The sequence below is a fragment of the Rhizobium sp. P1_B8 genome (assembly GCF_056406515.1).
Genome location: NZ_JBFTZZ010000001.1, coordinates 492,796 through 517,546 on the forward strand (window position 1 = coordinate 492,796; position 24,751 = coordinate 517,546).

Below are 24,751 nucleotides of genomic sequence, written 5' to 3' on the forward strand. Positions count from 1 at the left end.
GTCCAGGCTGCAGCGATTGCGTCATGCCCATGCGGCTGGCAGAGTGCCCGGCGATCGGACCTGCGGGCAGACGATGGCGAAGAACCAGTTCAGGATGTTGCGCTCGGCGCTGGCTGGCGTCGAAGCGGTGGAAGCGGAAACGCCTCACAGCTTCGACCGGCACACGCATGAGCAATTCGGCATCGGCCTGATTTCCGCCGGCGCGCAATCTTCGCTCAGCGGCCGCGGCATGGTGGAGGCTGAGGCCGGCGACATCATCACGGTCAATCCGAACGAGGTGCATGATGGTGCCCCGATCGGTGAGGGGCGGTCGTGGCGCATCCTCTATTTCGATCCCGCCATCGTCACCGGTCTGTCGCAAGAGATCAGCGAAGGCGGGGCAGGGCGATCGGAAATCCCACATCCGGTCATCCGCAATGCGGCGATCGCCGCCCGTTTCGAAACGCTGTTTCGCGCAGTGACCGGCGGCGCGGCGGCGGATGGGCTGCTCTGCGAGGAACTGCTTCTGCAACTCGTCGCCGACGTCATGCGCGAGCGCTTTGCTACCGAAGAGCGGCCACTGGTGCCGGCGTCGATCCGCGCCGCCCGAAACCTGATTGACGACGATCCGCTTGCCGCCGTCTCGCTCGCCGATCTTTCCAGGGAAAGCGGGCTGAGCCGCTTCCAGGTGTTGCGCGGTTTTGCCAAGGCGACCGGTTTGACGCCGCATGCCTATCTCATCCAGGCCCGCATCCATATCGCGAGGCGGCTGATCGCTCAGGGCATGCCGCTGGCGGAAGCCGCCTTTGCCAGCGGCTTTGCCGACCAGAGCCACATGACGCGCGTCTTCGTGCGCAAATACGGTCTGTCGCCGCGCCTCTATGCCTGCGCCTTTATCTGAACGTCGATATTGCGGCTGCAATTTCGTTCAAGACCCCGACTGGCTCCTGCTATTTCCTCGGCGCTTCCAACAGGAGACGCTGGATGTCGAGGCAGGTTCATGGGTTTTTCTATCTGGCGCTGGCGATGCTGACGGTCGGAAGCACCGTCATAGCCAGCAAGCTGATCGCGTCGGGTCTGCCGCCGTTCAGCGCCGCCGCATTGCGCTTCGCCATCGCCTTTCCCGTCTTTCTTCTGCTGATGCGGGCGACCGGCGCGCGGTTGCCGAAGCTCTCCAGCAGCGACCGCCTCATCCTCCTCATTCAGGCGGGGGCCGGCAGCGTCGGTTATACGACGCTGCTGATCTCCGGCCTCAGCCTGACCTCGGCGGCCGATGCCGGCGTCATCATCGGCACGCTGCCGGTGGTGGCGGCCGCAATCTCCGTCCTGCTGCTTCGCGAACGGCCGCAGCGTGCCCTGCTTCTGGCCGTGGCGCTTGCGACGGCTGGCGTGCTGTCGATCGCTTTCACGCCGGATGCGGCCGGAGGATCGCTCTCCGGCAATGCACTGATCTTCCTGGCGGTCGTCTGCGAGGGATTGTTCATCCTGCTGAACAAAAAGCTGAAGACGGAGATTGCGCCGCTTGCGCAGTCGACGCTGATGACCGGCATCGGCTTCATCGTTGCCGCCATCCCGGCCGCTATTTTCGAAGCGCCTTTCGCACAGGGTATTTCCGCAAGCGCTGTCGCCGCCGTCTTTTATTATGCGCTGGTGCCGACCGTCGGTGGATTTCTGCTGTGGTATGCGGGGGCAGAAAGGGTGAGCGGCACCGAAGCCGCACTCTTCACCGCGGTTGCGCCAGTTTCCGCCGTCATGCTTGCCTTCATCATCCTTGGCGAACCGCTCGGGCTCCACCAGATCGCCGGCATCGCCTGCGTGCTCGCGGCCGTGCTCGGTCTCGCCTTTGCCGAGAGCCGCACGGTCAAACTTGCCGGCGGGAGATAGATCATGCAGTTCAGCCATTCCGATGCCATATGGCAGGCCTTTCCAGAGCTTCGCGCCGGCGCGCTGCATGCGAGAGGGATCCATGCGGATGCCGATGTCGAGGCGGCGATCGCAGACTTCAACACAATCGCCGAGGCCCGGCTGACGCAAGCGCAGGAAGGCGAATTCCCTGAAATCCAGGCCTGGCGGCGCGGCTTTTCCCGCATGGGGCTGAAGCCGACGCAATATCGCTGCGCTTCCGAGGCGCTGCTGCGCCGCTTCCGCCAGGAACATGCGCTGCCGCGCCTGCATCCGCTCATCGATCTCTGCAATGCGATTTCGCTTGCCTTCGCCATTCCGATCGCCGTTTTCGACGTCGAAAAGATCGTAGGCGATCTCCAGGTTCGTCGGGCTAGGGGTGACGAGTCCTATCTGACCTTTGGCGGCGAAATCGAACATCCGGAGCCAAACGAGGTGATCTTTGCAGATGGGGCGGAGAATGCGCATGCGCGGCGCTGGACGAACCGGCAGAGCGGGCTTTCGGCGGTGCGGGCGACGACGCGCTCGGTGCTGATCGTTGCCGAGGCGCTGCACGCCTCCGCCGGCGACGACATCGCCAGGCTGGTCGAAACAGTTGCGGATGCACTTGCACGGCACTGCCGGCGGCGGCGAAAACGGCGATGCTCAGTCCGGTATCGCCGCATTTCGAGTTCTGAGGGCGCAGCGTTTCAGGGAAAGCAACGTTCGGGGCCTTGGGCCGGCGGCATGCCCGCCCTATCTCTATGCGATCGATAGCTTCTGGAGACGAACCCGATGTCAGACAAGTCGTTCAAGATTCCGGGGCCGGACCATCCGATCACCGTCGAGCACAATCCCTCCCGCGTCGTCGTCACACTCGGCGGCAAGACGATTGCCGATACCCGCGATGCGCTGACACTGTGCGAGGCCTCCTATCCGCCGGTGCAGTATATTCCGCGCAGGGATGTGGACATGTCGCTGCTTCAGCGCACCGACCATAGCAGCCATTGCCCCTATAAGGGCGACGCTTCGTATTACAGCATCATTCCGGGCGGCGAGCGCTCGAAGAATGCCGTCTGGACCTACGAGGCGCCGAATGCCGCGGTCAGCAGCATCAAGGACCATCTCGCCTTCTATCCCGACCGTGTCGACGGCATCGAAGAGATGGCCTCGCCGGAAGCCGGCGCCTTCTGACGGCACGCATGACATTGAACCCGTTCCGGCGGAACATGTTTGCCGCCGGACCGTTAGGGTCATCTAGCGGGGAGATGTGTCGTGCCAAAATTCTATTTTCAGCTCTTCGATCGTGATGGCGCCGGGACGACCGAGACGGCATATGATTTTGAATCCATCGAAGCTGCGAAAGCGGAGGCACGGCGCGTGTTGGCGGAGATGGCCACCGAAGGTCTGCCGGCTGCACCTCTGAACATGATGTCGGTGGAACTCTTCGATGAAAGCCGGCGACCGCTCGCAGAAATCCGGCTGATTCTCGAAGAAATTGCGAAACAGCCACGATAGGCACGCCAAGCTGCGAATGCCGGTCGATCGAGCCAAAGCAATCAAAAGACTATGTCAAATTTAATTGCCGGCTATCAAGGCGGGTCTTAGCGTCGCGCCAACCGACCGAGTCGGATTGATGCGTAGGAGTGACCGGCGGCAGCCCCTAAACGGCAACCGCTATCGTAAGACGTCGAGCCATTCATTGTTGAAGACGAGGCTGGCAACCGTGACCGGATCGCCGCTCTCGTCGCGAACGGTGATGGCGATCGTCATTCGATCACCCGCGGGCAGTTCGTCGCGGGCCACATCCAGCAGGATGCGGGTCAGCTCCTTCGGAATGTCTTCACGAGATCTGAGCTCGGTACCGTGCTCGTCGCGCGTGGGGCCTTCCCCGTTGTGTAGATCGAAATAGTAGCGAGCCATGTTCTTTCCTGCGCGTCACAGGAGAAATCACAGATGAAGACAATTGTTCCCGAGGCTAGGCATTGATTCTTATAGAAAATATAGGTCGCATCGAAATGGATCAGGGCTCCAGCAAGATCGGGCGGGCAAGACCGTGATTGAATCCCTGCTGCTCAACCTTGGAAGCCGCGATATTTTGTCGGCCGAAGAGGAAAGCCATCTCAGAGCGATCATCGTCAAAGACAGGTATTTTGCTGCCGGGGAGGATCTTGTCTCCGAAGGGAGCAGGCCGGGTTACAGCACGCTGCTGCTTGATGGTTTTGCGGCGCGCTACAAGGTGATGGCCGATGGCAGTCGCCAGATCACCGCACTGCATGTCGCCGGCGATTTCGTCGATCTGCACGCTTTCCCGATCAAGAAGATGGATCACGGCATTGTTGCGCTGTCGTCCTGCCATGTCGCCTTCGCCGACCACGGCGATCTCAGGACGATCACCGAGCACATGCCGCACCTGACGCGGCTGCTCTGGCTCGACACGCTCGTCGATGGCGCCATCCACCGCGAGTGGATCGTCGCCATGGGCCGGCGCTCCAAGCGCGCCCATATCGCCCATCTCGTCTGCGAACTGTTCGTGCGGCTGCAGGTGGTGAAGCGGACGCGGGGCGCAAGCTTCCAGTTTCCGTTGACGCAGATCGAGATGGCCGACGTGCTCGGCGTTTCCGTCGTCCATCTGAACAAGACGCTGCAGGCGCTGAGGCGCGAGGGCGTGTTCATCTGGGAGAACCGGACGATCACCATCGTCGACTGGGAACGCCTGCAGGAAATCGCCGAATTCGATCCCGGCTATCTCAGCATCTCCAGGGAACCGCGCTAGGGCGTCATGGTTCTTGCATCTAAACGGGGTTTGCAACATGTTGCCGGTCGATAGTCGTCGACCGGGATCATCCACATCATGAATAACCTTCCAGCGGTCGATCTCAACCTCCTGGTCGCCTTCGACGCGATCATGGCAGAGCGCAGCGTCACCCGGGCCGGCGCCCGCATCGGCCGCACCCAGCCGGCGATGAGTGCTGCACTTGCCAGGTTGCGCCAGCTTTTTCAGGATGAGCTCTTCGTGCGCAGCCCGAGCGGGCTGGAGCCGACACCGCGCGCGCTCGATCTTGCCGAGCCGATCGGAAAATCTCTGCGGCATGCGCAGGAGGCGCTGGCTTTCAGCGGCGTCTTCGACCCGCGGTCGTCATCGGCTTCGTTCCGGCTCGGTCTCTCCGAACACCCAGCCTTCGTGCTTCTGCCGAAGCTGCTGGCCGCGATCAGGCAGGCCGCGCCGAATATCAGCATCGATGTCAAGGGTTTCATCGCCCGTGAAAAGGCGGTGGAAATGCTCGATGCCGGCGAGGTCGATGCGGCGGTCGGCGTGCCGGTTTCCACGTCGCCACGCATCCTTTCCCGGCTGCTTTTCGAGGAGAGCTTCGTTTCGATCGTCCGCGCCGATCATCCGGCGGCGGCAAGGGGTCTCGATCTCGATACTTTCGTCGCGCTCGACCACCTGCTCGTATCGCCGGAAGGCGATCGTTATGGCCATGTCGACCGTAAGCTTTCGGAACTCGGTCTGCGCCGCAGGCTCGGCCTGACGCTGCCGCAGATGTATGCGGCGCCGGCGATCGTCGCCGAGACCGATCTCGTCGCCACGCTGATGCGCGGCATCGTCGACGTTTCGGAAAGCCGCGCCCAGCTGTCGATCCATAAGCCGCCGATCGAGCTGCTGCCGGTCTCCTTTGCGCTGTCATGGCATCGCCGCAACGATTCCCATGTCGGGCAGCAGTGGTTCCGCGCGCTGATCGGGTCAGTTGCGGCGAAAAAGCAGGATCGGCTCGGGGAATCGAACTGATCCTGCTTCTGAAGTAGCCAGCTCGCCTTACACCATCAGCAGCGTCTTGCCGCGGGCGCCGCCCTTCGAAAGGGACCGCAAGGCCTCGACTGTGTCCGCAAGGGCGAATTCTTGGCCGATGACGCTTCGGAGACGGCCATCTGCGGCAAGTGCCGCCACTGCAGCCAGGCGGCCGGCATCGCTCTGGTGAAAGAGGAATTGCGCATCGATGCCGCACGCCTTCGGCCCTTCGGTGTCGAACGGTGCGGAAAGGCCGATGAGCTTGCCGCCGCGGCGGATGATGCCGAGTGAGCGCTCCAGCGTTTCGCCGCCAATCGTGTCGATCACCAGGTCGAGGCCCGTTGCGAAGGTGGTAAAATCCTGGTTGCGATAGTCGATCACCTTGTCGGCGCCGAGCGAGCGGACGAGGTCGAGATTGGCCGCGGAGGCTGTCGCCGTCACATGCGCGCCGGCACGCTTTGCGAGCTGAACCGCGAAGCTGCCGACGCCGCCGGCGCCGGCATGGATGAGCACCGATTGGCCGGGCTGGACGGCTCCGGCCTCGAACAGCGCCTGCCAGGCGCTGGCCGCAGCCGTTGGCAGGCCGGCGAGGCTTGCGAGCGGCAGATCGGCCGACACCGGAACGACCAATCGGGCAGGCACGGCCGCCAGTTCGGCAAAGGCGCCGCCGCTTGCCGGATCGGTGCGCGCGATCACCCTGTCACCCGGCTTGACGGTGGCGACGAGCGGGCCTGTTGCAACCACCGTTCCGGCGAGATCGGTCCCGAGCGTATAGGGGAAGGCGAGGGGGAAGAAGTCCTTCAGATATCCGGCAAGCAGCTTGTTATCCATTGGATTGAGGGCGGCGGCCTCGACACGGATGAGCACGTCGTCAAGGCCGGGTACCGGCGCGGGCACATGGTCGATCCGGATATCGTCTATCGCGCCATAGGCATGGATGCGGGCGGCCTTCATCACGCGCTCTCCGGATGAAGGGACGTCGTCTTCGGCCAGGCGCCAAGCTGGTGCAGCATGCCGAACCAGTCCTCGAGATGCCAGGTGTGAGAGATCCTGCCGCCTTCGAAGCGGTGGAATTCATGGAGCGCGATCTCGATTCGGCGGTTCGTCGCCGGAATGCCGAAGAGGGCGCCGCGTTGGGTGCCGACGATACGGGCGCGAACGCCGGCGCGGTCATTGAAGCCGATCACTTCGTCGACTACGATCTCCACATCCGGCAGGGATTCGATAAAGCCGAGGATGATCGGCTTCAGCCCAGCTGGCCCGGGACCCTGGCCGGGGGCGAGCGGAATATCCTGCCAACCTGATGTGACGGCCTCATCGAGAAGATCGGGATTTTTGCGCGTGAAGGCGCCGTAGAAGGTTTCAAGCGTTGCGTGCTGCTCTGCGGTCAGCGCACTTGCCGTTGTGTCGATGGTCATCGAAAGCCTCTTGGTTTGGTGACAGCAATGAGGCTACGGCCAGCCGCTCCATATCGGAAATTGATACCCGATATGTCATCCCATCCATATTTTGTATGAGTAAAGGCCCGGGCCTAACGCAATCCGGTGAGCGCAGCTCATTCCGATTGACAAGCCATCCATTCGAGCAGAACACCGTTCCGGCATTCAAAACTCTATAAAGGCTGGCGGACCCGCGCTGCCGGCCGGTGACATCACAATGGACATATCCCAAGGACCGGGGAGCGTTCTTCGCCACCCCGGCTATCTGAACTTCGCTGCCTCCCGCGTTTTTTCCTCGCTCTCCTTTCAGTCCATTGGCATCGCCATGGGATGGATGATCTACGATCAGACGCACAGCGCCTTTGCGCTCGGCCTCGTCGGCTTCTGCCAGTTCCTGCCGATGGCGGTGCTGACCTTCGTCGTCGGCCATGTCGCCGACCGGTTCGACCGGCGGCGCATCGGGCTTGTCTGCCAGTTGATCGAGGCGGTGACGGCACTGGTGCTGGCGATCGCCACCTGGCAGCAATGGCTGACGCCGGCCGGCATCCTTGCCGCCGTCACGGTGCTCGGCGCCGTCGTCGCCTTCGAGCGCCCGACCATGGCGGCGCTGCTGCCGAATATCGTGCCGGCCTCGATGCTGCAGAAGGCGGTCGCAACCTCGACCTCGATGATGCAGACGGCGCTGATCGTCGGCCCATCGCTCGGCGGCCTGCTTTATGGCCTCCATCCCGTCGCGCCCTTTGCTATAGCGGCGCTGCTTTTTGCCGTTGCGAGTTTCAACGTCATCTCGATCCGGATGCAATGGAGCCCTGCCAAGCGCGAGCCGGTGACACTAGCCTCGGTCTTTGCCGGCGTCTCCTTCATCCGCAGCCGGCCGGTGATGCTCGGCACGATCTCGCTCGATCTCTTCGCGGTGCTGCTCGGCGGCGCGACCGCGCTGCTGCCGATGTTTGCCCGCGATATCCTGCATGCCGGTCCGTGGGGGCTCGGCCTGCTGCGCGCGGCGCCCGCGGTCGGCGCGCTCGCCATGTCGATCGTGCTTGCCCGCCGGCCGCTCGAGAGCAATGTCGGGCGCAAGATGCTTGCCGCCGTCGCCGTGTTCGGCGTCGCCACCATCGTCTTCTCGCTCTCCACCAATATCGCGCTTTCCGTCGTAGCGCTGCTCGTCGTCGGCGCGTCCGACACGGTGAGCGTCGTCGTGCGCAGCTCGCTGGTGCAGCTTTTGACGCCGGACGAGATGCGTGGTCGTGTCAGTGCTGTCAACTCTCTGTTCATCGGCACCTCCAACCAGCTCGGCGAATTCGAATCCGGCATGATGGCGGCAGCCCTCGGGCCCGTCGCCACCGGCGTTGTCGGTGGGTTCGGCACGATCGTCGTCGTGCTCCTGTGGATGCGGCTCTTCCCCGATCTCACCAAGGTCAAGACGCTGCAGGGCTAGTGCATGCATGACGCGTTGAAAGCGGCGACCGCTGCCGTTAGGTTCGCCCCAAACATCATTCGGCGGAGCCGCGCGTGACGACAAATTTTCTATCCTGTGTGGTGGCGGCAGTTTTCACGTCGGTGCCGGCTATGGCGCTGGCCGAGTGGCAGGCGGTCGAAGAGGTGCGGCCTTATTCGATATCAGGCAAAACGGGCGCTGAGCTCTATGAATCGATTGGGGCGCGAGGGCCTGAAGCCGGTGCGGGCAGGGTGATCGCGCATACGACGTTCAAGTTGACCTGGACCCGGAAATACGAACCGCAGGGAAACGCCTGCATGATCACGACCAACCGGCCGAAGCTGATCATCACCTATACGCTGCCGAAGCCGGCGGCCGCGCTGCCGGCCGCCGTCAAGAGCAGCTGGCAGGCCTTCATATCAGGCGTGCAGGCCCATGAGCGGGTGCATGGCGAGACCATCAAGGAGATGGTCAAGGAAATCGAGGCGACGAGCATCGGCCTCACCGTTGCCGATGATCCCGATTGCAAGAAGATCCGGATCGAACTGACCCGCCGCCTCGGCGAGATTTCCGGCAGGCAGCGCCAGCGCGGCCGTGACTTCGACAAGATTGAAATGGGTGACGGCGGCAATATCCAGCAGCTCATTCTCAAGCTGGTGAACGGGCCCTGATTGCCCGTCGCTGCCGCGCGCTTTATCCCTGGACCTGTCCGGCCAGCCTCCTATCTCTCCCGCTAACGAGGGCAGGTGGAGGAGAAGCGCAATGTCCTATGTCGACGGTTTCATCGTGGCGGTGCCGAAGGAGAATGTCGATGCTTACAAAGAATTCTCGACCTTCGCCGGCTCGATCTGGAAGGAATATGGCGCGCTCGAATATGTCGAATGCATCGGCGACGACGTGCCCTATGGCGAGCTGACCTCCTTTCCCCGCGCCGTGCAGGCCAAGGAGGACGAGGTGGTGGTGTTTTCCTGGATCGTCTACCGGTCCCGGCAGGAGCGCGACGATATCAATGCCAAGGTGATGGACGATCCGAGACTCAAGGGCGACCAATGGCAGATGCCGTTCGACGGCAAGCGGATGATCTATGGCGGCTTCGAGATGATACTCAAGCTCTGATGCCGCCTTGCCAGGGCGCGTGTAGACTTGCGTGAGGCAAGCATTGACTTGGCCGTCACGGCGCGCCAACTCCCGGGAGATGTCATTCCAAGACGGGAGAGCGCCTTGCCTCAGACGATCCTCACCTTGTCCACACGCGGACAGGGCCTTTACGAATTCACCGACCAGGCGAGCGCTTTCGTCAACGCATCAGGGCGGGAGGAGGGGCTTCTCACCGTCTTCGTGCGCCACACTTCCTGTTCGCTGCTGATCCAGGAAAATGCCGATCCCGACGTGCGCACCGATCTTCTCTCCTTCTTCCGTCGCCTCGTGCCGCCGGCCTCCGATCCCTCGATGGGCTGGGTCGTGCATCGGGCCGAGGGGCCGGACGACATGCCGGCGCATATCAAGGCGGCGCTGACGCAGGTCTCGATCGGCATTCCCGTCGCCAGGGGGCGGCTGATGCTTGGCACCTGGCAGGGTATCTATCTCTACGAACATCGCGACCGGCCGCACCGGCGCGAAATCGTGCTGCATCTCAGCACCTGAAACCGGATTCATTCTTGTGAATGCAAACTGAATGCCCGGTTCGAACAGCGTTCAGTTTGCGGCGGTTACTGTCGAGACAATCCCTGAAGGGAGAGCTTAGGTAATACCAATCGACGGAGACACCCCATGACGCATTTCCTGACTAAGGCTTCGCTTGCCGCTTTGCTCGCCCTCTGCACCATTCCGGCCACAGTTTCCACGGCCGCCGCCGCAGGGCCGCAGACGAGCTTTGACGTTGAGGCGCAATACCATCGTCCGATACGCGGCTGCTCGCCGATGCATGCGGTGCGCAAGGCGCGTGATTTCGGCCTGCGGGACGCCCGCATCACCCGCATGTCGCCGCGGGTCGTTGTCGTCGCGGGGCGCGAACGTCGCGGCTGGGACAGGATTACCTTCGCGAATGTCCGCGGCTGCCCGCTGATCCGGCGCTGAGGACTCCGCGGCAAGCGCCCATGTGGTGCTTGCCGCCCCGTTTTTGCCTTGACGCTGACACTTTCAGCCGTCTCTTCTCTGACCTGTATGAGTGATTCCCAAATGACGCTTCGGCGTAATGCGGACGAATGGGGAGGGCGGCTTGACCGGCCCGACTTTCAAACGAAAGGTTTTTCGATGATGCAGTTTCTGGCAAAGGCGGGTCTTGCCGTCATGCTGACAGCCGGTACCCTGGCCGGCACGGTGGCGCCTGCCGCCGCCCAGTTGAATATCATTATTGGCGAGCCGGACCGGGGTCCGCCGCAGGACTATCGCCGTCCGCCTCCGGGTTATGACCGTCCGCCTCCGGGTTATGACCGTCCGCTTCCGGGCTATGGCCGCCCGTCGCGCGGCTGCAATCCGCAGCTCGCCGAAAACCTCGCTCGCGATTACGGCTTCCGCCGCGCCCGGGTCGTCGACATCACGCCGCGCCGCGTGATCGTCCAAGGTTGGACCCGTCGCGGCCCCGATGAGATGAGCTTCGGCAATGTGCGCGGTTGCCCCGCTCTGCGCCGCTGATATCAAGGTCGAATACCGCCTCGTCTCCCCGATGCGGCGGCCACAACCGCCTTTGCCAGTCTCCCCGGATCGGCAAGGGCGGTTTTCTTTGTGCGCTCAGTTTGACTGCGCTCTTTCCTCCGGCATCATCTTGGGTCTTGTGCCACGGCTGTCCGGTTGGCGCCAATGGCTGCCCCTCATCCGGCTGGTGGCGGCAGCCGGATGAGGGGCTGGTCTCGCCGATCTCCAGAGCCGAGATGTTGCGTGTCTCAATCAGCAGGAAGTCGGTAGACTTTGACAGCAGTTTGAGCGCCGTGCGCCTGAAAAGACGCGCGGCGCTTTCATTTTACTGCTCGATGGCGAAGGTCACGGTGACGCTGACATTGTAATTGTTCTCGCCGCTCTGGACGGGAACGGCAGCGTCGGAGGCTTCCTTCATCATCGTGGCGCGATAGACCGGCTGCGGCATAGCGCGCGGCACATTCTCGTTGATCTCGATGATGCGGCCGAGCTTGACGCCGGCGGCTTCGCTCAGCGTCTTCGCCTTTTTGACGGCTTCGGCGACGGCATCCTTGCGCGCCTCTTCGATGGCGGCATCCGGCTTGTCGTTGGTGAACTGGATGTCGCCGCCCTGGTTGATGCCGAGGCTGACGGACTGGTCGATCACCGCGCCGAGCTTGGCGAGATCGCGCAGCCGGACGGTGACCGAATTGATGGTCTGGTAGCCGATCAGCTGCGGCTGCTGCTGCTGGCCGTCGACCGGCTGCGGATAATTGTATTGCGGCTGGATGGAAAAGCCGGAGGTCTGGAGGTCGCGCTCGGCGATGCCGCCGCTCTTCAGCGCGGCAAGCACGTCGTTCATCGCCTTGTTGTTCTCGTCGAGCGCTTCGCGGGCGGTTTTCGCCTGTTTGACGACGGCGAAATTGACGATGGCCATATCGGGAGCGACGGACGATTCGCCATCGCCGGTCACCGAAATCACCGGCTCGCGCGGCTTCATCTCCTGCGCGAAGGCGGGCGCTGCGGCGGCCAGCGGCAGCGCCAAAAGGGCGGTCATCAGGACTGTTCTGGTATAGATCGGCGCCATGTTTTCATTCCTTGGTTGTCGTTTCCCGGAAGAGCTTTCTGTCGGTTGATTGTGAAGCTATTACGGCGGAAAAGACAGGCGCATGTGCAGCGAGAAAAAAATGTCAGGGATGCCTGTATCGGAGCCTGAACCTGCAGGACGTCCGCCGACCCTCAAGAGCCGAAACGGCTGGACCGGAACCGACGGCTCGCTATCATATGGCGACCATCGACAATGAGGAAGCAATGTTCGAAACGCTGGATCCCGTCCCGTCCGAGATCGCCACCGCGATTTCCGACGGCCTGAACGCCTTCAACGAGAGCGCTGAGATCAGACGCGAGGCTTTTGCCATCGTTTGGCGAGAGAACGGAGGGCTCATCGCCGGAATAACGGCGTCCGTTTCCTTCTCGGTTCTTTTCATCGGTAATCTGTGGGTCGCAAAATCGCTGAGGCTGGGCGGCATCGGCACGAAATTGATGGCGGCGGCCGAAGAAGAAGGGCGTCGCCGCGCCGCGGTCGCCGCCTGCGTCGACACGCTCTCGACCCAGGCCCCGGATTTTTACCCGAAGCTCGGATATGTCGAATTCGGCAGGATCAGCGGGCGTGCGGGAGGCCGGCCCGTTGACCGGATCTGGTTCCGCAAGGAATTTGCCGCCGTGGCTTGATCATGACCGCCGGCTGTGGCCGCTCCCCTCTGCCCGGGCCTGGGCAGAGGGGACTCACACGGCACGCCGGTAAAGCTGTAGCAAACAATGCTGCTCTGGCGCGACCGCTTCCCAAATCCTGCAAACCTGATAGCAAATGAGGCGGGTTAAGGAACAAACGGCGGCCGCGCTACTGTGGCCGGCAAGGGGGCAGCATGCGCTTCATGGCAATTCTTTCGATCAGCCTCGCCATCGGTCTGGCGGGGTGCTCTCAAGTGGCGGAAAAGGCGGAGAATGCTGCCAACCGCTCTTACACCAGCTATGCGCTGGGCAAGCCCTATGCGGAGGTCGCCAATCTTGGCCAGTCGCCAATGGCGCGGCTTTCAGGCTCCGACGCAACCTTCGGGCCGATGATCGGCGCGACGCCATTGAAGAGCGGCATGACGATCTACCGGCATATGGCGCCCGGCGCCCAGACCGAGACCGGGACGAATTTCGCCGGCCTGGTCGGCAGTTCCACGATTTCGCAGAACAACCGGCTTTCCTATTTCCTGGTGGGCGCCGACGGAATCGTCAAGGATTGGGCCACCGGCTCGGTACAGGGCAGTGCCAGCGACTGCGTGCAGTATATCGGCGGCATCATCAACCGCTGCAACGATATGCGGCAGCTCCAGGCTTCGCTCGCGCTCTATGACGTCAGGGTGGCGACCAAGGCCGGCCAGCCTATCTCCAGCTGGGGCGAACCGGCCGCACCCGTAGTCAACTGAGGATGCGCGCCAGCCGGGATGAGGTCACTACCTTACCCGGCGGCGAGCGGATGCCTTGGATGGCCAAAGCATGTCGCGCAAATGTGTGGAGCGGTTTCGCGATAAACAGATGCGCGAAACCAAAGGCGAAAGCGCGGTAAGCGAACTTAAAAGTTCGCTACGCGCTTCAGGCGCCGAAATCGTCCATGAAGGACGGATGGATGGCGGGCTTGCGCTCTTCGCGTGCGTCGCGAATACGCTGGGGAACCGCGCCGAGACCGGCAACGAAGCGGGTCAGGAGATTGCGGTGGAAAAGTTTGTGTATGGCACTCATGGCAGTTTACTCATTCTTTTTTTTGTTAGCTGGCAGCATATATTTTGCGCAAGCTGCTATCACAATGGGCAATTTTACATGACAGTTATGCGACAGTGCATGGCTTGAGGCAGTGGGGCTGAAAAACGATCACATTGGCGTTAGAAGGGGCCGCCGAGGCCGCTCAACCCCTATAAGTCCTCGCATACCCTCGTGATGGCGTGGTAGATTGCAAACTTCGGCTAAAGCCGTGCCCCTCCGAGGAGAAGCTCAGATGAACCGATTTTTCGCATTTATCGCGACCGGAACGCTGATCAGTCTTGCCACGATCATTTCGGCTTGCACTTCATCCGGAAGCCTCGACCAGACGTCGTCGATCGGCGGCGGTTATGGCGGTTATTATGAGCGTCAGCCGCTTAATCCGGCGTGCGGGGGTGGGTTCAGGCCGAGCGATGGCCGCTCTTGTAGCTATTAGAAATGTGCGTTGATCGGGCATGAAGCCGCCGGACGAAGTCGTGTGATACTGGCCATCCCCACAGACGAACAGTCGCGGCAATCAGACTTCTCATTTTCCAGCGCTAATAGCTGCACGGACGATCGTTGCCGAAACCATCGCGGCAGGCAGGCCGAAGGGCAAAGTCTGCGCTCTGAGCGGTATAGCCGACCGAACCCGTCTGCACCGAGTCGTTTGAGCTCGTGGTACACGACGACGCCGATAGGGCAATGACGAAGACGGCTGCCATGGCTGCCGATAGTTTGCGATTTTGAAGCATCTCCCCACCCCTTACTGGCCAAAGTGTCCGTATAATCCTGGCAAGTAGGGCCGATGAGGCGTCCTGATAACTGTCGTTGTCGATCAAGATTTTGTTATTGCGTGAAAACCCCTTAGCCAGCGCTCGCTGCCACGATCAAGGTTGTCTCGGCCACGCTCACAGATGTCGTTGTTTGGACAACGATATGGGGAGCCGCAGTCTGTTCAAAGGGGTCCCATTCACCCGGTCGATTTCGCTATTTGGTCTACGCGGGAATCGGCATCAATGCGAAGGAGCTAGACATTGAGGGCGGTGCCTTCGGCTTGATGAGAAATTGAATGAGCACGGCATTTGCCTTTCTAGGTTGGTTTGCCACCATTTACATGGGCTGGAACTGCTCACGTCTCTGTTCGTGCCGAGCCGAAGGACGTCCAAATTGAAGCGTGCTGGATCGCCTTTCTTGTCCTAACCGCCTCGATCTTGATCGGCGGCGTTCTGTTCGAATACGAAGCGCGGAGTGCGGGCTTCGAAAGTGTGAACGACAGGCAAGATGCCAATAGCGTCGGCATATACGATCCTGCAGTTTGGAAGGCCGAGAAGGCGGCGGATCTCTCTTCGAAACGGCGAAGCACGTAGTCCAGGTCGGTCTCATTCCACTGGACTGAGTAGTGCTGCGGTGGTGTGGCTGAAACACTGTAAACATCGGGCGAGGGCAGGCCATGCTCAGAGAAAAGCGCTTGCAACACTTCGATTGCAGTCTTGTCCATCCCGATGCGGCAATCTGAACGGCGCGAGAGCAGCCACATCTGCGGGCGTATGGTCAGCGTATAGGACCGTAGGCCCCGCGTTACTGGCGGACCTTCTGAGAGCCTTGTAACGAGGCCGTTGAAGGGCCGTCGAAGGCCTTCGGCGATCTCGACGTCGACGGTCACCAGGTTGCCAATCAGCTCTTCCGGCTTCACCACTTCACGTTTGGCACGAACGACGAGCTTTATCTCGAAAAGTTGATTTACCCCTTCCTCGACCGACATCCTCTCCGGTAGGAGCTGGTCGTCACCCAACGGTGACGTAAGCGTTATAACGCGATTTGCTTGGATGAAATCGGAAGACAAAAAGAGGTCGTTCATAACGTTCTCCGAATGAAATCCCTGAGATACGCTCAATCTAAGGTTATATAATCATCAATATCGGCGCAACTTCTGGGAAAGGAGGAGCCTCTGAGGGTCTGTCAACCCCGGCACTCGGAAAGCGTGTGGAGTCGATTGAGACCCGACGGCAGATCAAGTTGGAGCTGCTTACTAGCCGCACACGAAAGATATCATCGATACCTAGTGAAATGATTGAGGATGCTAACCTGCCCACATGAATAACAACTACATCATCGAGCAAGCTGCAGAGCTGATCAGACCCTATCAGACAACGGGAGGTCGCTTGTTTGGCGACGTCGGCGCCGTGGCGATATCAAGCACGGGAAACCGGTAATTGCGAACAAGTTATTGTTGCATTAGATATTCACCAAGACGAGATTTCGTCCACGGAGAAGGAGGACAGCATGACCGATCTGACCGCGCAAGGGAACGCCATCGTGGCGACTGCAAGCACGGCCGTTGCCACGGTTCTGAAGGAAGGCGGCGAAAAGCTGCAGCAGGCTATCGACATTGTGAAGTCGCTCGGTCTGCGTGGTGACGTTCGCAAGCCGCAGGCTATCGTGTCGATCATCGAAGAGATCAAGGACGCGGATCCGGACCTTGCCTATTTCATCGCACGCACGCTGTCTGAGCAGGAGGCTTTCGACGACCTGGTCGTCCAGAAGATTTCCGGCATCGCCGTCGGCGACGACTATAAGGAAATCACGGCAGCCTTCGACTCCATCCGCGCCGACGCCAAAAAAGCTGTGCTTGATGCAGCCGATGGCAATGAATCCATCTGGGGCAAGATCACCGGCTTCTTCAAGGAAGCGACCCAGGGCGACATCGCCGACCGTTTCTCAAAGATCGAAGATCGTTTCGAGCAGGTCACGACGACTCTTGCTGCCCAGCTGAAGGGTGAAAAGGAAATTCTCGAAGCCTACCAGCTGTTCCGTGGCGCACTCGGCCAGTCGCAGGTCGCGGCGCTCGCGATCAAGGCGAACCTGGAAGCGACCTGGAACGCGGCCAAGGAAAAGGCGGAAACTGCGCAGAAGGCTGTTGATGATGCCCAGGCTGCTGATGAGGCGACCAAGGTCAGTCTGCAGATCGCTCGCGACAGCGCCAACGACGCTCGGTCAAAGGCCGAAGGTCAGTTTGATATCGGCAAGGACCTCGCCGACAACCTGATGATCGCCTATAACATCACAGAAGTTACCATGAAGAAGCTGGAAGGCACCAGCAAGCTCAAGGACCGCATCTATAAGCGCTCTGTCAGCTTCTATGCCGCCAACCGTTCGACGCTTGCTTCGCTGAAGGCGAACTACAACGCCACCATCGGTCTGGCCGAGGGGACCAATGCCCTGGACTCCATGACCGGCGGCATCAATAAGTCGCTTTCCGATCTCGCGGATGTTTCCGGCGAGGTGAACGCCAAGGCAATCAGGAGTGGCTACGGAAAGACCATCGACGCTGATGTCGTCAAGACGCTGGCCGAAGCCCTTCTCGTCGAAGACGAAGAAAACGCCAAGCTCATCGAACAGAGCCGCGCGGAAGCTAGTCAGAACGCGGACGAAATTCGCACGTCGGTCGAGGACGTCAAGCGTCGCTATGCGGCAACGGCGAACAAAATCGCAGCGTAACGGGTAATATCCATGGCAGCTTCGTCAGCATCGGGCGCGAGCCCTTCCTTCGGCGACATGTTGGGTGTTTCCAACATCATCGACGATATTCGAGCCAGCGACCGGGTGGTTGACTTTGAGTTGGGGGCCGGTGAACGCCGGAAGGCCCTCATCCAGCGCCTCAAGGAGCAGAAGGCCAAGGAGGGCGTCGTCGTCAAAGATGACGTCATCGAATCTGCCGTGGAGCAATATGAAGAGCGGCGTTTCACGTTCACGCCGATGAAATCCGGGGCTAACCGGCTCGCGGCGACGGCTTACGTGCGTCGCGGCCGGTATCTCCGCAATACGGCCATTGCGGCGGCTGTCCTGGTGGTCGGTACGGTAGCGTACAACGTTGGCTACGATCAGTTCGTGATCAAACCGCGTGAGGCGGCCATCGCCCGCGAAGCGGCGGCAAAGGAAGCGGCGGCTCGCGAGCTTGAAACTGCGCTCACCGTTCGGCTCCCAGCCGAATTGAAGGCGGCAGTGTCGTCGGCAACCGTCGCCGCAGACCGCGTGTCGGATGTTCAGGCCAAGGCTGACATCGATAGCCGAAATACAGAGGCGCTGGCTGCCATCACCGCTCGCAACGTTGCGGGTGCTGAAACGGCAATCCGTCAAATTGGCACTATCGAAACGTCGATGCGTTGGAAGGAACAACGGGTACAGCAGGTGGCAGCCAAGCTTGCGATTCAGCCAAGCCAACTTCAGGCCGCCTACACTTCGGCCAAGGCACTTGCTGTGGCGGTCTCCGACAATCAGGCTGTCACCGACATCGAAAGCCGCAATACCGAAGGTCTCGGCGCGATTGCTGCGAAGAATGTCGAAGGTGCGCAGCAAGCTATCGCGGCTATCGGGGTGATTGAAAGTCATCTTCGACAGGTCCAGGCGCAAAAGCAGCTTACTGGTGAAGCGGCGAACTTCGTTGCTGATGCGGACGTGTCCCTGTCTCGTTATGTTAATTCGGGCAACCCTCTCGACGATGGCGCTCGTACCACGCTGACCCGTCGACTTTCGTTGATCACGGAAGCGGCCGAGGATGGCGACGGTCAGCAGATGCGTCAGGCTATGACGTCATACAAGAACCTCGTCACCTACGTTCAGAACGAAGCCAAGATTAGGATCGTCAATCGTCGTGGCGTGCGAGCCGGTGTCGAGCGGGATGGCACCCGCTGGTATCTTGTTGTCGAAGCACTTGTCGGCGGAAAGCCCGTTCCAGTCGAAGTTGGTAACAAGGAGGACGGCATTGCTGAGACGGTTCCCTACTGGGGTATTCGGGTTTCCAAGCGCCAATACACCAAAGTTCTGGACGATTACTCCGATGACAAGATCATCGACGACGACCGTGCCGGAACGAAACCCAAGGGCTCGCTCGATGTGAACTGGACCCTTGACGCCATCGACAATCAGACGATCACGCACTGGTAGGGAGATCGACCATGATCTCAGGATATGACGTTTACCGCCAGTTCAGCAGCATCCGTGACGATGTCGAGCGTGACCGTCGCAACATTTCCGAGAAAATTCTCGGCTTGCAGGGCGAAGTCGACAAGCTACTTCGCGAGCAGTCTGGGCTCTTCAAAAAGTTGGCGGCATTCCACGTTTCCGCAGGTGTCGCCCTCCCGGCTACCGTCGAGCGTGCGCTTGACGAGCGGAAAGCCAAGGTGGCCTCCAAGAAGGAAGAGGTCGGCGAACGGACCCGGCTGATCAGTGTCTCGAAGAAGCAGGTCGCGATCTTTGACGAGAAGATCAATGCCCTCACCGCCGAAATTGAAAGCGAAGAAGCCGCGATCCGTGAGCGCTTCATGGCTGACGAGCGGGTCAAGCCGATCTATGTTGATCTGGCGGCCGCCTCGCAGGCTCATGGCGACATGAATCGTGCGCTACAGGCTGCCAACGAAGAGTTGGCTGAAAAGCGCCTTGCGTTCGAAAAGGACGAACTGTTCGTCTACCTGCATAAGCGCAAGTTCGGCACGCCGGATTACAAGGGAGGTCTCCTTCCGATCACGCGGATGCTTGATCGTCGGCTTGCCAACAGCTTCAACTATGTCGTTCAGGCTGCCGACTACGATTTCCTCGTTGCCCGGCCGGGTATGATCGAAGATCGCATTGCGGCTCGCAAGCCGGAGCATGAGAAACTGCAGGCCCAGTATGATGTACTGGAAGCAGAATATTTCGACGTCACCAAGCCGAAGCGCGATGAGCTGGAAACTCTGAAGGAACAGCGGCAGCAGGCAATCGACAGCGGTAAGAGCCACGCCGATGCACTTGCTACGATCAATCAGTTCCTGGCCGACGCCGCACTCGCTGAGGACGCCGACCTGAAGTCGATCATCTCGAATTTTGCAGACTTGCTGGCAAAGCCGGATTTCCAGTCGAAGATGCGTGCGATGGCCGAGCAGACGCCTTCAACCGAAGACGACGCGACGGTTTCACGCATCCAGGCAATCGCCTCTGAGGTCGCAACCCGCGACAGCCAGATCGACGACGAGAAGCGCAATCTCTCTTCGTGCGAGAGCAAGCTTGAAGGTCTGCGCCGCATCGAAAGTGAGATCGACCACAATAACTGGCACGCGACTGGTCATACGTTCAGCGGTGTTAACGTTGGCACGCTCGCGGACGCCTTCCTTCGCGACATGATGACGGACGCGAGCGTCATTGGGCAGCTGAACGATGCGCACCGCGACCCGCCTCGACCGCGTCCGACACCATCGTCGGGCGATTTCGGTGGTGGCTTTGGTGGCAGCTCGTCCTCCAGTTCCTCCGGTGGCTTTGGCGGCTTCGACGATTCGTCGACCACCAGTTCGTTCGGTGGCAGCTCGTCCCACACGACGACCGGCGGGTTCGGTGGAGATTGATTGGCAGTGGGCGATGAAAGTCACCTTCCATTTGGCAGGCGGGAGCATGTCGTCTATCCTCTCAGTACGATATCTCCCGATGAAATAGTGGACGTTCGCGTAATCGAGCCGTTTTAAAACCTCGAATACTTTGGACATCGGCCGCCTCCTTCTGGTCCGGAAAATCAGCCGAATGATCGGCGCTTCGCGAGCGACCAAAATGGCCGCTCCTGAAAGGCGACGGGTTAATGTTTCCTGGCGGCCGAACGCGGTCATCGTTGTTCGCGCCGCTCTGCTGGCACCCCAGCGCGAGGGTCTTATTCTCCGAAATAGCAAGTTGGTAGGGTATGTTGTTCTTTATCCTTTTTGTTTTGCCGTACATCGTCGGCTTCGTCGCGCTTGCGTTCTGGCGACAGGGGTGGACGCTTATGGCGGCAACCGTCGCAATGATTGTTGTCTATTTCTTTTCCATAGTATCAGGGGATGGCCCAGGCGCGTTCGCGGCGGATGCCCTTCCAGCTGTCCTCGCGGCTGGAATTGCAGCCGGGCTAGTAACCAGCGTCATTGCCATGACGTCGAACTATCGACCTGGCTACATTGTAGCGGCAATGTTCCCACTCGGATATATCGCTGGTTATACGGTGATCAGGTACTTCTGAAGTCATCATGGATATCGCGCCCGTTCGGAAACTACGTGGGAGCGGAATCGGACTCTTTGGCCCAGCCGACCTGGCACCTGCGCTCAGTGGCGATCTGCAACATCGCCGAGTAAAGCCGTTGACGGGCTTTCGACGATGGCTCGGACGAACGTACATCATTTGTTACTTCGCACCTGCGGTAATTGTCATACGATTCAAAACGCTAATTAATAACAAAAATCAGTTGCTTACTCGAAGTTTCTCGACTACGTTTTTTACAGAATAGTTCCGAAATAACCGGCCCCTCGCCGGCGATACTCAGCGGTCGTTTGACCTCGCTTGAGGAGGATGATGACGTTGTTTGCCCGACTTCGTTTCTTCGCAATGGTGCATCCAGTGCGTGATCTCGTCTCGATCCGATACCGAACTACGACGGCAATCTGACGCGTCGTAAACCCTTTGTTCCACTTTTCTAAGATGGTGCTCCCGTGTGGCGCGCCCGAGGTTTGTTATGCAAAAGCAAGCTGTCGTATTCAACGGTCAGGAAGTCGGGATCGCGGTCCCTGTCGAAAACCGCCTCAAATTCATCGCTGTCCGCTTCAATGTCATCGACTTGGACAACAGGCTCTTCGACACGGTTACCGAAATCCGGCGCGCCATTACAGAGCATCTCGCGTCCAGCGGTCGTGCGATCACCTCGCACTGAATGGCAGGAGATATTTTTCTACCCCATGCGGCGTCCGTCATCGGAGGCCGCATGAACGCAATCCCCATCTGCTTCACAACGCTGCCCGATTACGAGAACTCAAAGGTGAAGAATAGTGGACGAAAGACCATCAGCCGAGGCGGTTCAATGCCCTACGTCTCAACCATGAAACTCCCGAACACCATCATCGAACTGAATTCTCTCGTGGCTCCGAGGCCGGTTGTCGTGTTGATGTCCGATTGAGGTTCCTTGGGCCCAGAAAGCTGATCGGCCAGTGCTCAGGGCTCTTGCTTCCTACTCACGAACTTCAAGCTTGTCGCCATATTTCAAGGCGAGCCGACGGCAGTCCTCGCAATTCAACATAATGCCCTCCGCAACGACACTCCGCTGGAACTCCGCGAGTGGAATCCCGCCTAGCCGCCGCAGGACGGGGCGGTTAGAACCGGCGCTCGAACGGCAGTCAGGCATTCCAAGGCAAAAGCAGCTCAGCGTCGTGCAGGAGTGACCAATCCAGCGGCTCACTAAGGGTTTGAAAACACCGCTCATTTCCTGCAAAATATGCGGGACAGGAGGCGATACAAAGCCGTCGTCCTGTTGACCAGGGGAAGCCGGCGATACGGGCCGCACGGCGCAAAACCCTGGAAAAAGTGGTGGGCCCGGAGGGACTCGAACCCCCAACCAAGCGGTTATGAGCCGCCGGCTCTAACCATTGAGCTACAGGCCCTTGGCGTCGGGTGGCCGGCGCCGTGATGCCGGGGCAATGGTTCCCGCGAGCATCGGTTCGCTCTAACGCAAATTGCAAGGAGCCACAAGCGGGCAGCGCAAGCATCTGTGGACGATGCATAATTCGTGGGCAGCCACTGGAACCTTCTCGCGCGGGCTACACTTATCCAAGTCACATTCCGCATGAAGAGGGCGATCGCAGATGGTGGCTTCGAACACTGCCGTGGTGCTCATCGTGGAGGACGAGCCGCTGATCCGGTTCAATATCCTCGATGTGCTGGAGGAGGTCGGCCATGTGGCGCTGGAGGCGGCGAATGCCGACGAGGCTCTGGTGGTGCTGAAGGGCAGGCAGGATGTCGATATCCTGTTCACCGACGTCAACATGGCCGGCTCGATGGACGGTCTCCAGCTTGCCAAGCGGGTGAGGGCGATGCGGCCGAACATCGGCATCATCATCACCTCCGGCATGGTGCGGCTCGACCCGATGGCGCTGCCCGCCAATACCGCTTTCCTGCCGAAGCCCTATCTGCACGACGCGCTGATTTCGACCATCAATTCCCTGATGACGTAACGGCAATGTCCTGATGACATGGCAGGGGCGCGCAGCCGCAAAACGGGGACTGTTTTTGCGGCTTCTTCTCGTAGATCGTGAACAGCGCCATCGAGAGGAGATAGGAGAGGAAGGGATCCCCTATCTGCGTGGCGATGTCGCGGGATGCGAGAACATGGCGCTCCAGCGCGCCGATATCCTTCTGCATTGAGGTCTGCGTAGCGGTTTCAGCGAGGCGGTTCATGCTGCCATCTCCAGGAATTGGGTCACGACCGAGCGGGCCGGCACGTGCCTGACATAAAGGGGTAGGGTGAGGCCGAGGGCGGCGCGCATCTTGCGCAGCACGCGGTCCGAGACTTCGAAGGCGCCGCAGCAGACGGGATATTTGCCGTAGCCATCTGCGCGGCCGAGTTCTTCCACTTCGGCGCCGGCGCGCTTGTAGACGCGCTTGAGGTAGGGCTCGTAGTTGGAGATCATCGTGTGGATGCCGTGATCGAGCGCGCATTCGCAAAGCGCGAGCAGCATCATGGAGAAGGCGCGGCCGGCGTCGATCTCGGGGAAATCCTTGGCGATCGCCTCCTCGTCGATGCACATGCGCGTGCCTTCCCAGATGCCGGGGGCGATAAGATCGGCGGCATCAGGGAACGTCTCGCGGAAGACGTCGTAAAGAAGGGTCGGGCCCGTCGTCGGCATCAGGCGCATGCCGCCATAAAGACGGGTGCGGCTGTCGTTGCACCAGACGAGATAGGCGGGAGCAAGCGAATCGTAGCTGTCACGTTCGTAAGGGCCGATGACAGGAACGTCCCAGCAGAGCGTATCGGCGAAGACCTTCTTGCGCAGACGAAACATCTGGTCGAGTACGGCAGCGTATTTCTGATACTCATGTGCCTGAATGATAACGAACATTTTGCCCTCCAGCGTTTTCAAGTTCGTGGGAAGCAGAATGGTTCAGGCGAGCCGGATCGGAAATTCCCTCAGATAGGCCCCCTCAGATGAGGGGGCAGCATGTCGCGCAAAACTGTGCAGCGGTTTTGCGATAACGACATGCGCCAACAAAAAAACTAGGGATTGATGATGCGTAGTTGCACGGCCCGCGACGCGGCGGCCGAGATCGTGGCGCAGCCGAGCTTGAAGCGGGCGGTCTTCAGGTAATCGCGTGTGGTATGCTCTGATATGCCCAGGATGACCGAAATATCCTTGTAATCCTTGCCGAGGGCGGTCCAGTGCAGACACTCGATCTCGCGCGGCGACAATGCCGGCACCGGATCGTTTTCGCCATGCAGCTCATAGACCGCCTTGCGGTGGATCAGATGGGCGATCTCGATCCACTCGTTGCGGCAGCGGCGAACGAGCTCGGCCCATTCCTCGGCCGGTATGCGGGCATTCAGCGACAAGAGGGCGCGGCGCTGCGCCTTGTCGGCGACGGGGATGGAGTAGCCATTGCCGCCGATGCCGTGTTTCTGGGCGTCGACCAGCATGGCATAGGCCTCCGGCGTCGGTTCGACCTCGCTCCAGTCGAAGGGCAGCTGGCGTTCGAAGCCCTGCTTGACGATCGGATCGACCTTCACATAGCTGTTGAGGAGGTAGCGGGAAACCCAGGCATCCGGATAGGTGGTGCGCACGAAGGGCGAATCGATCTTGCTCGCGATCGTCTGGGCGAGATGGTAGGTGACGAAATCGAGGTTATATTCCGCCTGGAGAATACGGATGGCGGCATCCACGTTGGCCGCCGCCTTGATCTGTTCGAATGCGGACTCGAACTTTTCGCTATAGGTATTCTCAATCATTTCACTGCCCCAATTCCCTCAATCCTACCGCGAGGGCCGTCACAAATACAAGGCATCCCCACAT

Annotated in this window: 30 protein-coding genes, 1 tRNA gene and 2 pseudogenes; 22 read left to right on the forward strand and 11 right to left on the reverse strand. The window is 60.3% G+C overall.

What is annotated here, in order from left to right:
* The first annotated feature begins 73 nt into the window (after positions 1 to 73).
* From AC1D2N_RS02300 to AC1D2N_RS02320, 5 genes and pseudogenes are all read left to right on the forward strand, one after another.
* Complete coding sequence (locus tag AC1D2N_RS02300; RefSeq protein ID WP_130729304.1) at positions 74 to 880, forward strand: AraC family transcriptional regulator; 807 nt, start codon at positions 74 to 76, stop codon at positions 878 to 880.
* A gap of 83 nt (positions 881 to 963) precedes the next feature.
* Positions 964 to 1,863 carry a DMT family transporter gene (locus tag AC1D2N_RS02305; RefSeq protein WP_130729303.1) on the forward strand — a complete coding sequence of 300 codons (900 nt, stop codon included), beginning with the start codon at positions 964 to 966 and terminating at the stop codon, positions 1,861 to 1,863.
* A gap of 3 nt (positions 1,864 to 1,866) precedes the next feature.
* Positions 1,867 to 2,558: pseudogene (locus tag AC1D2N_RS02310) on the forward strand (B3/B4 domain-containing protein).
* A 97-nt stretch (positions 2,559 to 2,655) separates the two neighbouring features.
* Entirely contained in the window at positions 2,656 to 3,054 is a 399-nt protein-coding gene (locus AC1D2N_RS02315) for a DUF427 domain-containing protein (RefSeq protein WP_003541590.1), read from the forward strand.
* Between the two features lie 81 nt (positions 3,055 to 3,135).
* The gene (locus AC1D2N_RS02320; RefSeq protein ID WP_018242968.1) at positions 3,136 to 3,378 is read left to right on the forward strand and encodes a DUF6894 family protein; all 243 of its coding nucleotides are present in this window, start codon (positions 3,136 to 3,138) and stop codon (positions 3,376 to 3,378) included.
* A gap of 159 nt (positions 3,379 to 3,537) precedes the next feature.
* Here the strand turns inward: AC1D2N_RS02320 and AC1D2N_RS02325 are convergent, their stop codons facing one another.
* Positions 3,538 to 3,783, reverse strand: a complete 246-nt coding sequence (locus AC1D2N_RS02325) for a DUF6894 family protein (RefSeq protein ID WP_018242967.1) — start codon at positions 3,781 to 3,783, stop codon at positions 3,538 to 3,540.
* Positions 3,784 to 3,916: 133 nt separating this feature from the next.
* Between AC1D2N_RS02325 and AC1D2N_RS02330 the strand changes: the two genes are divergently transcribed.
* Complete coding sequence (locus AC1D2N_RS02330) at positions 3,917 to 4,636, forward strand: Crp/Fnr family transcriptional regulator (protein ID WP_130729302.1); 720 nt, start codon at positions 3,917 to 3,919, stop codon at positions 4,634 to 4,636.
* 78 nt (positions 4,637 to 4,714) lie between these two features.
* Positions 4,715 to 5,650, forward strand: a complete 936-nt coding sequence (locus tag AC1D2N_RS02335; RefSeq protein ID WP_130729301.1) for a LysR family transcriptional regulator — start codon at positions 4,715 to 4,717, stop codon at positions 5,648 to 5,650.
* Positions 5,651 to 5,677: 27 nt separating this feature from the next.
* Here AC1D2N_RS02335 and AC1D2N_RS02340 read toward each other — a convergent pair whose 3' ends face one another.
* Both AC1D2N_RS02340 and AC1D2N_RS02345 read right to left on the reverse strand, forming a co-directional pair.
* On the reverse strand, positions 5,678 to 6,604 hold the full coding sequence (locus tag AC1D2N_RS02340; protein ID WP_130729300.1) for an NADP-dependent oxidoreductase: 927 nt from the start codon (positions 6,602 to 6,604) through the stop codon (positions 5,678 to 5,680).
* Positions 6,604 to 7,068 (reverse strand): ester cyclase, encoded by a 465-nt coding sequence (locus AC1D2N_RS02345; protein ID WP_113542302.1) that lies wholly within the window; start codon positions 7,066 to 7,068, stop codon positions 6,604 to 6,606. The genes AC1D2N_RS02340 and AC1D2N_RS02345 overlap by 1 nt, the downstream gene beginning before the upstream one ends.
* A gap of 238 nt (positions 7,069 to 7,306) precedes the next feature.
* On the opposite strand from AC1D2N_RS02345, the gene AC1D2N_RS02350 reads away from it, so the two are divergent.
* From AC1D2N_RS02350 to AC1D2N_RS02375, 6 genes are all read left to right on the forward strand, one after another.
* The gene (locus AC1D2N_RS02350) at positions 7,307 to 8,527 is read left to right on the forward strand and encodes an MFS transporter (protein ID WP_026230697.1); all 1,221 of its coding nucleotides are present in this window, start codon (positions 7,307 to 7,309) and stop codon (positions 8,525 to 8,527) included.
* Between the two features lie 74 nt (positions 8,528 to 8,601).
* Entirely contained in the window at positions 8,602 to 9,198 is a 597-nt protein-coding gene (locus AC1D2N_RS02355; protein ID WP_065276141.1) for a DUF922 domain-containing Zn-dependent protease, read from the forward strand.
* Between the two features lie 91 nt (positions 9,199 to 9,289).
* Positions 9,290 to 9,643 (forward strand): DUF1428 domain-containing protein, encoded by a 354-nt coding sequence (locus AC1D2N_RS02360; protein ID WP_065276140.1) that lies wholly within the window; start codon positions 9,290 to 9,292, stop codon positions 9,641 to 9,643.
* Between the two features lie 105 nt (positions 9,644 to 9,748).
* Complete coding sequence (locus AC1D2N_RS02365; RefSeq protein ID WP_065276139.1) at positions 9,749 to 10,171, forward strand: secondary thiamine-phosphate synthase enzyme YjbQ; 423 nt, start codon at positions 9,749 to 9,751, stop codon at positions 10,169 to 10,171.
* Between the two features lie 126 nt (positions 10,172 to 10,297).
* Positions 10,298 to 10,603, forward strand: a complete 306-nt coding sequence (locus AC1D2N_RS02370) for a hypothetical protein (protein ID WP_065276138.1) — start codon at positions 10,298 to 10,300, stop codon at positions 10,601 to 10,603.
* A gap of 177 nt (positions 10,604 to 10,780) precedes the next feature.
* Positions 10,781 to 11,161, forward strand: a complete 381-nt coding sequence (locus AC1D2N_RS02375; protein WP_018446610.1) for a hypothetical protein — start codon at positions 10,781 to 10,783, stop codon at positions 11,159 to 11,161.
* Positions 11,162 to 11,486: 325 nt separating this feature from the next.
* On the opposite strand, the gene AC1D2N_RS02380 is transcribed toward AC1D2N_RS02375, so the two are convergent.
* The gene (locus tag AC1D2N_RS02380; protein ID WP_018242956.1) at positions 11,487 to 12,227 is read right to left on the reverse strand and encodes an SIMPL domain-containing protein; all 741 of its coding nucleotides are present in this window, start codon (positions 12,225 to 12,227) and stop codon (positions 11,487 to 11,489) included.
* Positions 12,228 to 12,424: 197 nt separating this feature from the next.
* Between AC1D2N_RS02380 and AC1D2N_RS02385 the strand changes: the two genes are divergently transcribed.
* On the forward strand, positions 12,425 to 12,871 hold the full coding sequence (locus AC1D2N_RS02385; RefSeq protein ID WP_130729299.1) for a GNAT family N-acetyltransferase: 447 nt from the start codon (positions 12,425 to 12,427) through the stop codon (positions 12,869 to 12,871).
* Positions 12,872 to 13,065: 194 nt separating this feature from the next.
* Positions 13,066 to 13,617 carry a hypothetical protein gene (locus AC1D2N_RS02390; protein ID WP_115157198.1) on the forward strand — a complete coding sequence of 184 codons (552 nt, stop codon included), beginning with the start codon at positions 13,066 to 13,068 and terminating at the stop codon, positions 13,615 to 13,617.
* A 166-nt stretch (positions 13,618 to 13,783) separates the two neighbouring features.
* Here AC1D2N_RS02390 and AC1D2N_RS02395 read toward each other — a convergent pair whose 3' ends face one another.
* Entirely contained in the window at positions 13,784 to 13,930 is a 147-nt protein-coding gene (locus tag AC1D2N_RS02395; protein ID WP_164902606.1) for a hypothetical protein, read from the reverse strand.
* 253 nt (positions 13,931 to 14,183) lie between these two features.
* On the opposite strand from AC1D2N_RS02395, the gene AC1D2N_RS02400 reads away from it, so the two are divergent.
* Positions 14,184 to 14,384 carry a hypothetical protein gene (locus AC1D2N_RS02400; protein WP_028732885.1) on the forward strand — a complete coding sequence of 67 codons (201 nt, stop codon included), beginning with the start codon at positions 14,184 to 14,186 and terminating at the stop codon, positions 14,382 to 14,384.
* A gap of 103 nt (positions 14,385 to 14,487) precedes the next feature.
* Here the strand turns inward: AC1D2N_RS02400 and AC1D2N_RS02405 are convergent, their stop codons facing one another.
* Positions 14,488 to 14,682: a hypothetical protein gene (locus AC1D2N_RS02405; RefSeq protein WP_130729298.1), complete on the reverse strand. Its 195-nt coding sequence runs from the start codon at positions 14,680 to 14,682 to the stop codon at positions 14,488 to 14,490.
* Positions 14,683 to 15,272: 590 nt separating this feature from the next.
* Positions 15,273 to 15,788 (reverse strand): annotated as a pseudogene (locus AC1D2N_RS02410) (contractile injection system protein, VgrG/Pvc8 family); the annotation flags it as partial.
* 425 nt (positions 15,789 to 16,213) lie between these two features.
* On the opposite strand from AC1D2N_RS02410, the gene AC1D2N_RS02415 reads away from it, so the two are divergent.
* The 5 genes from AC1D2N_RS02415 to AC1D2N_RS02435 all read left to right on the forward strand — a co-directional run bounded on the left by AC1D2N_RS02415 (position 16,214) and on the right by AC1D2N_RS02435 (position 21,627).
* Entirely contained in the window at positions 16,214 to 17,428 is a 1,215-nt protein-coding gene (locus AC1D2N_RS02415) for a hypothetical protein (protein WP_130717279.1), read from the forward strand.
* A gap of 12 nt (positions 17,429 to 17,440) precedes the next feature.
* Positions 17,441 to 18,874 (forward strand): DUF6384 family protein, encoded by a 1,434-nt coding sequence (locus tag AC1D2N_RS02420; RefSeq protein ID WP_130729297.1) that lies wholly within the window; start codon positions 17,441 to 17,443, stop codon positions 18,872 to 18,874.
* 11 nt (positions 18,875 to 18,885) lie between these two features.
* Positions 18,886 to 20,304, forward strand: coding sequence for a coiled-coil domain-containing protein (locus AC1D2N_RS02425; RefSeq protein ID WP_130717275.1), 1,419 nt, complete (start codon positions 18,886 to 18,888; stop codon positions 20,302 to 20,304).
* A gap of 326 nt (positions 20,305 to 20,630) precedes the next feature.
* Entirely contained in the window at positions 20,631 to 20,942 is a 312-nt protein-coding gene (locus AC1D2N_RS02430; RefSeq protein ID WP_130729296.1) for a hypothetical protein, read from the forward strand.
* A 490-nt stretch (positions 20,943 to 21,432) separates the two neighbouring features.
* Positions 21,433 to 21,627, forward strand: a complete 195-nt coding sequence (locus AC1D2N_RS02435) for a hypothetical protein (protein WP_003577126.1) — start codon at positions 21,433 to 21,435, stop codon at positions 21,625 to 21,627.
* Between the two features lie 648 nt (positions 21,628 to 22,275).
* On the opposite strand, the gene AC1D2N_RS02440 is transcribed toward AC1D2N_RS02435, so the two are convergent.
* Positions 22,276 to 22,351 (reverse strand) — tRNA-Ile (locus AC1D2N_RS02440).
* Positions 22,352 to 22,552: 201 nt separating this feature from the next.
* Between AC1D2N_RS02440 and AC1D2N_RS02445 the strand changes: the two genes are divergently transcribed.
* The gene (locus AC1D2N_RS02445; RefSeq protein WP_130729282.1) at positions 22,553 to 22,921 is read left to right on the forward strand and encodes a response regulator; all 369 of its coding nucleotides are present in this window, start codon (positions 22,553 to 22,555) and stop codon (positions 22,919 to 22,921) included.
* Here AC1D2N_RS02445 and AC1D2N_RS02450 read toward each other — a convergent pair.
* The 3 genes from AC1D2N_RS02450 to AC1D2N_RS02460 all read right to left on the reverse strand — a co-directional run bounded on the left by AC1D2N_RS02450 (position 22,902) and on the right by AC1D2N_RS02460 (position 24,687).
* Positions 22,902 to 23,144: a hypothetical protein gene (locus tag AC1D2N_RS02450; RefSeq protein ID WP_477980662.1), complete on the reverse strand. Its 243-nt coding sequence runs from the start codon at positions 23,142 to 23,144 to the stop codon at positions 22,902 to 22,904. The genes AC1D2N_RS02445 and AC1D2N_RS02450 overlap by 20 nt on opposite strands.
* Positions 23,141 to 23,806 (reverse strand): acyl-homoserine-lactone synthase, encoded by a 666-nt coding sequence (locus tag AC1D2N_RS02455; protein WP_018242930.1) that lies wholly within the window; start codon positions 23,804 to 23,806, stop codon positions 23,141 to 23,143. Before AC1D2N_RS02455 ends, AC1D2N_RS02450 begins: the two co-directional genes overlap by 4 nt.
* A gap of 155 nt (positions 23,807 to 23,961) precedes the next feature.
* Positions 23,962 to 24,687, reverse strand: a complete 726-nt coding sequence (locus AC1D2N_RS02460) for a LuxR family transcriptional regulator (RefSeq protein WP_018446602.1) — start codon at positions 24,685 to 24,687, stop codon at positions 23,962 to 23,964.
* Positions 24,688 to 24,751: the final 64 nt, after the last annotated feature.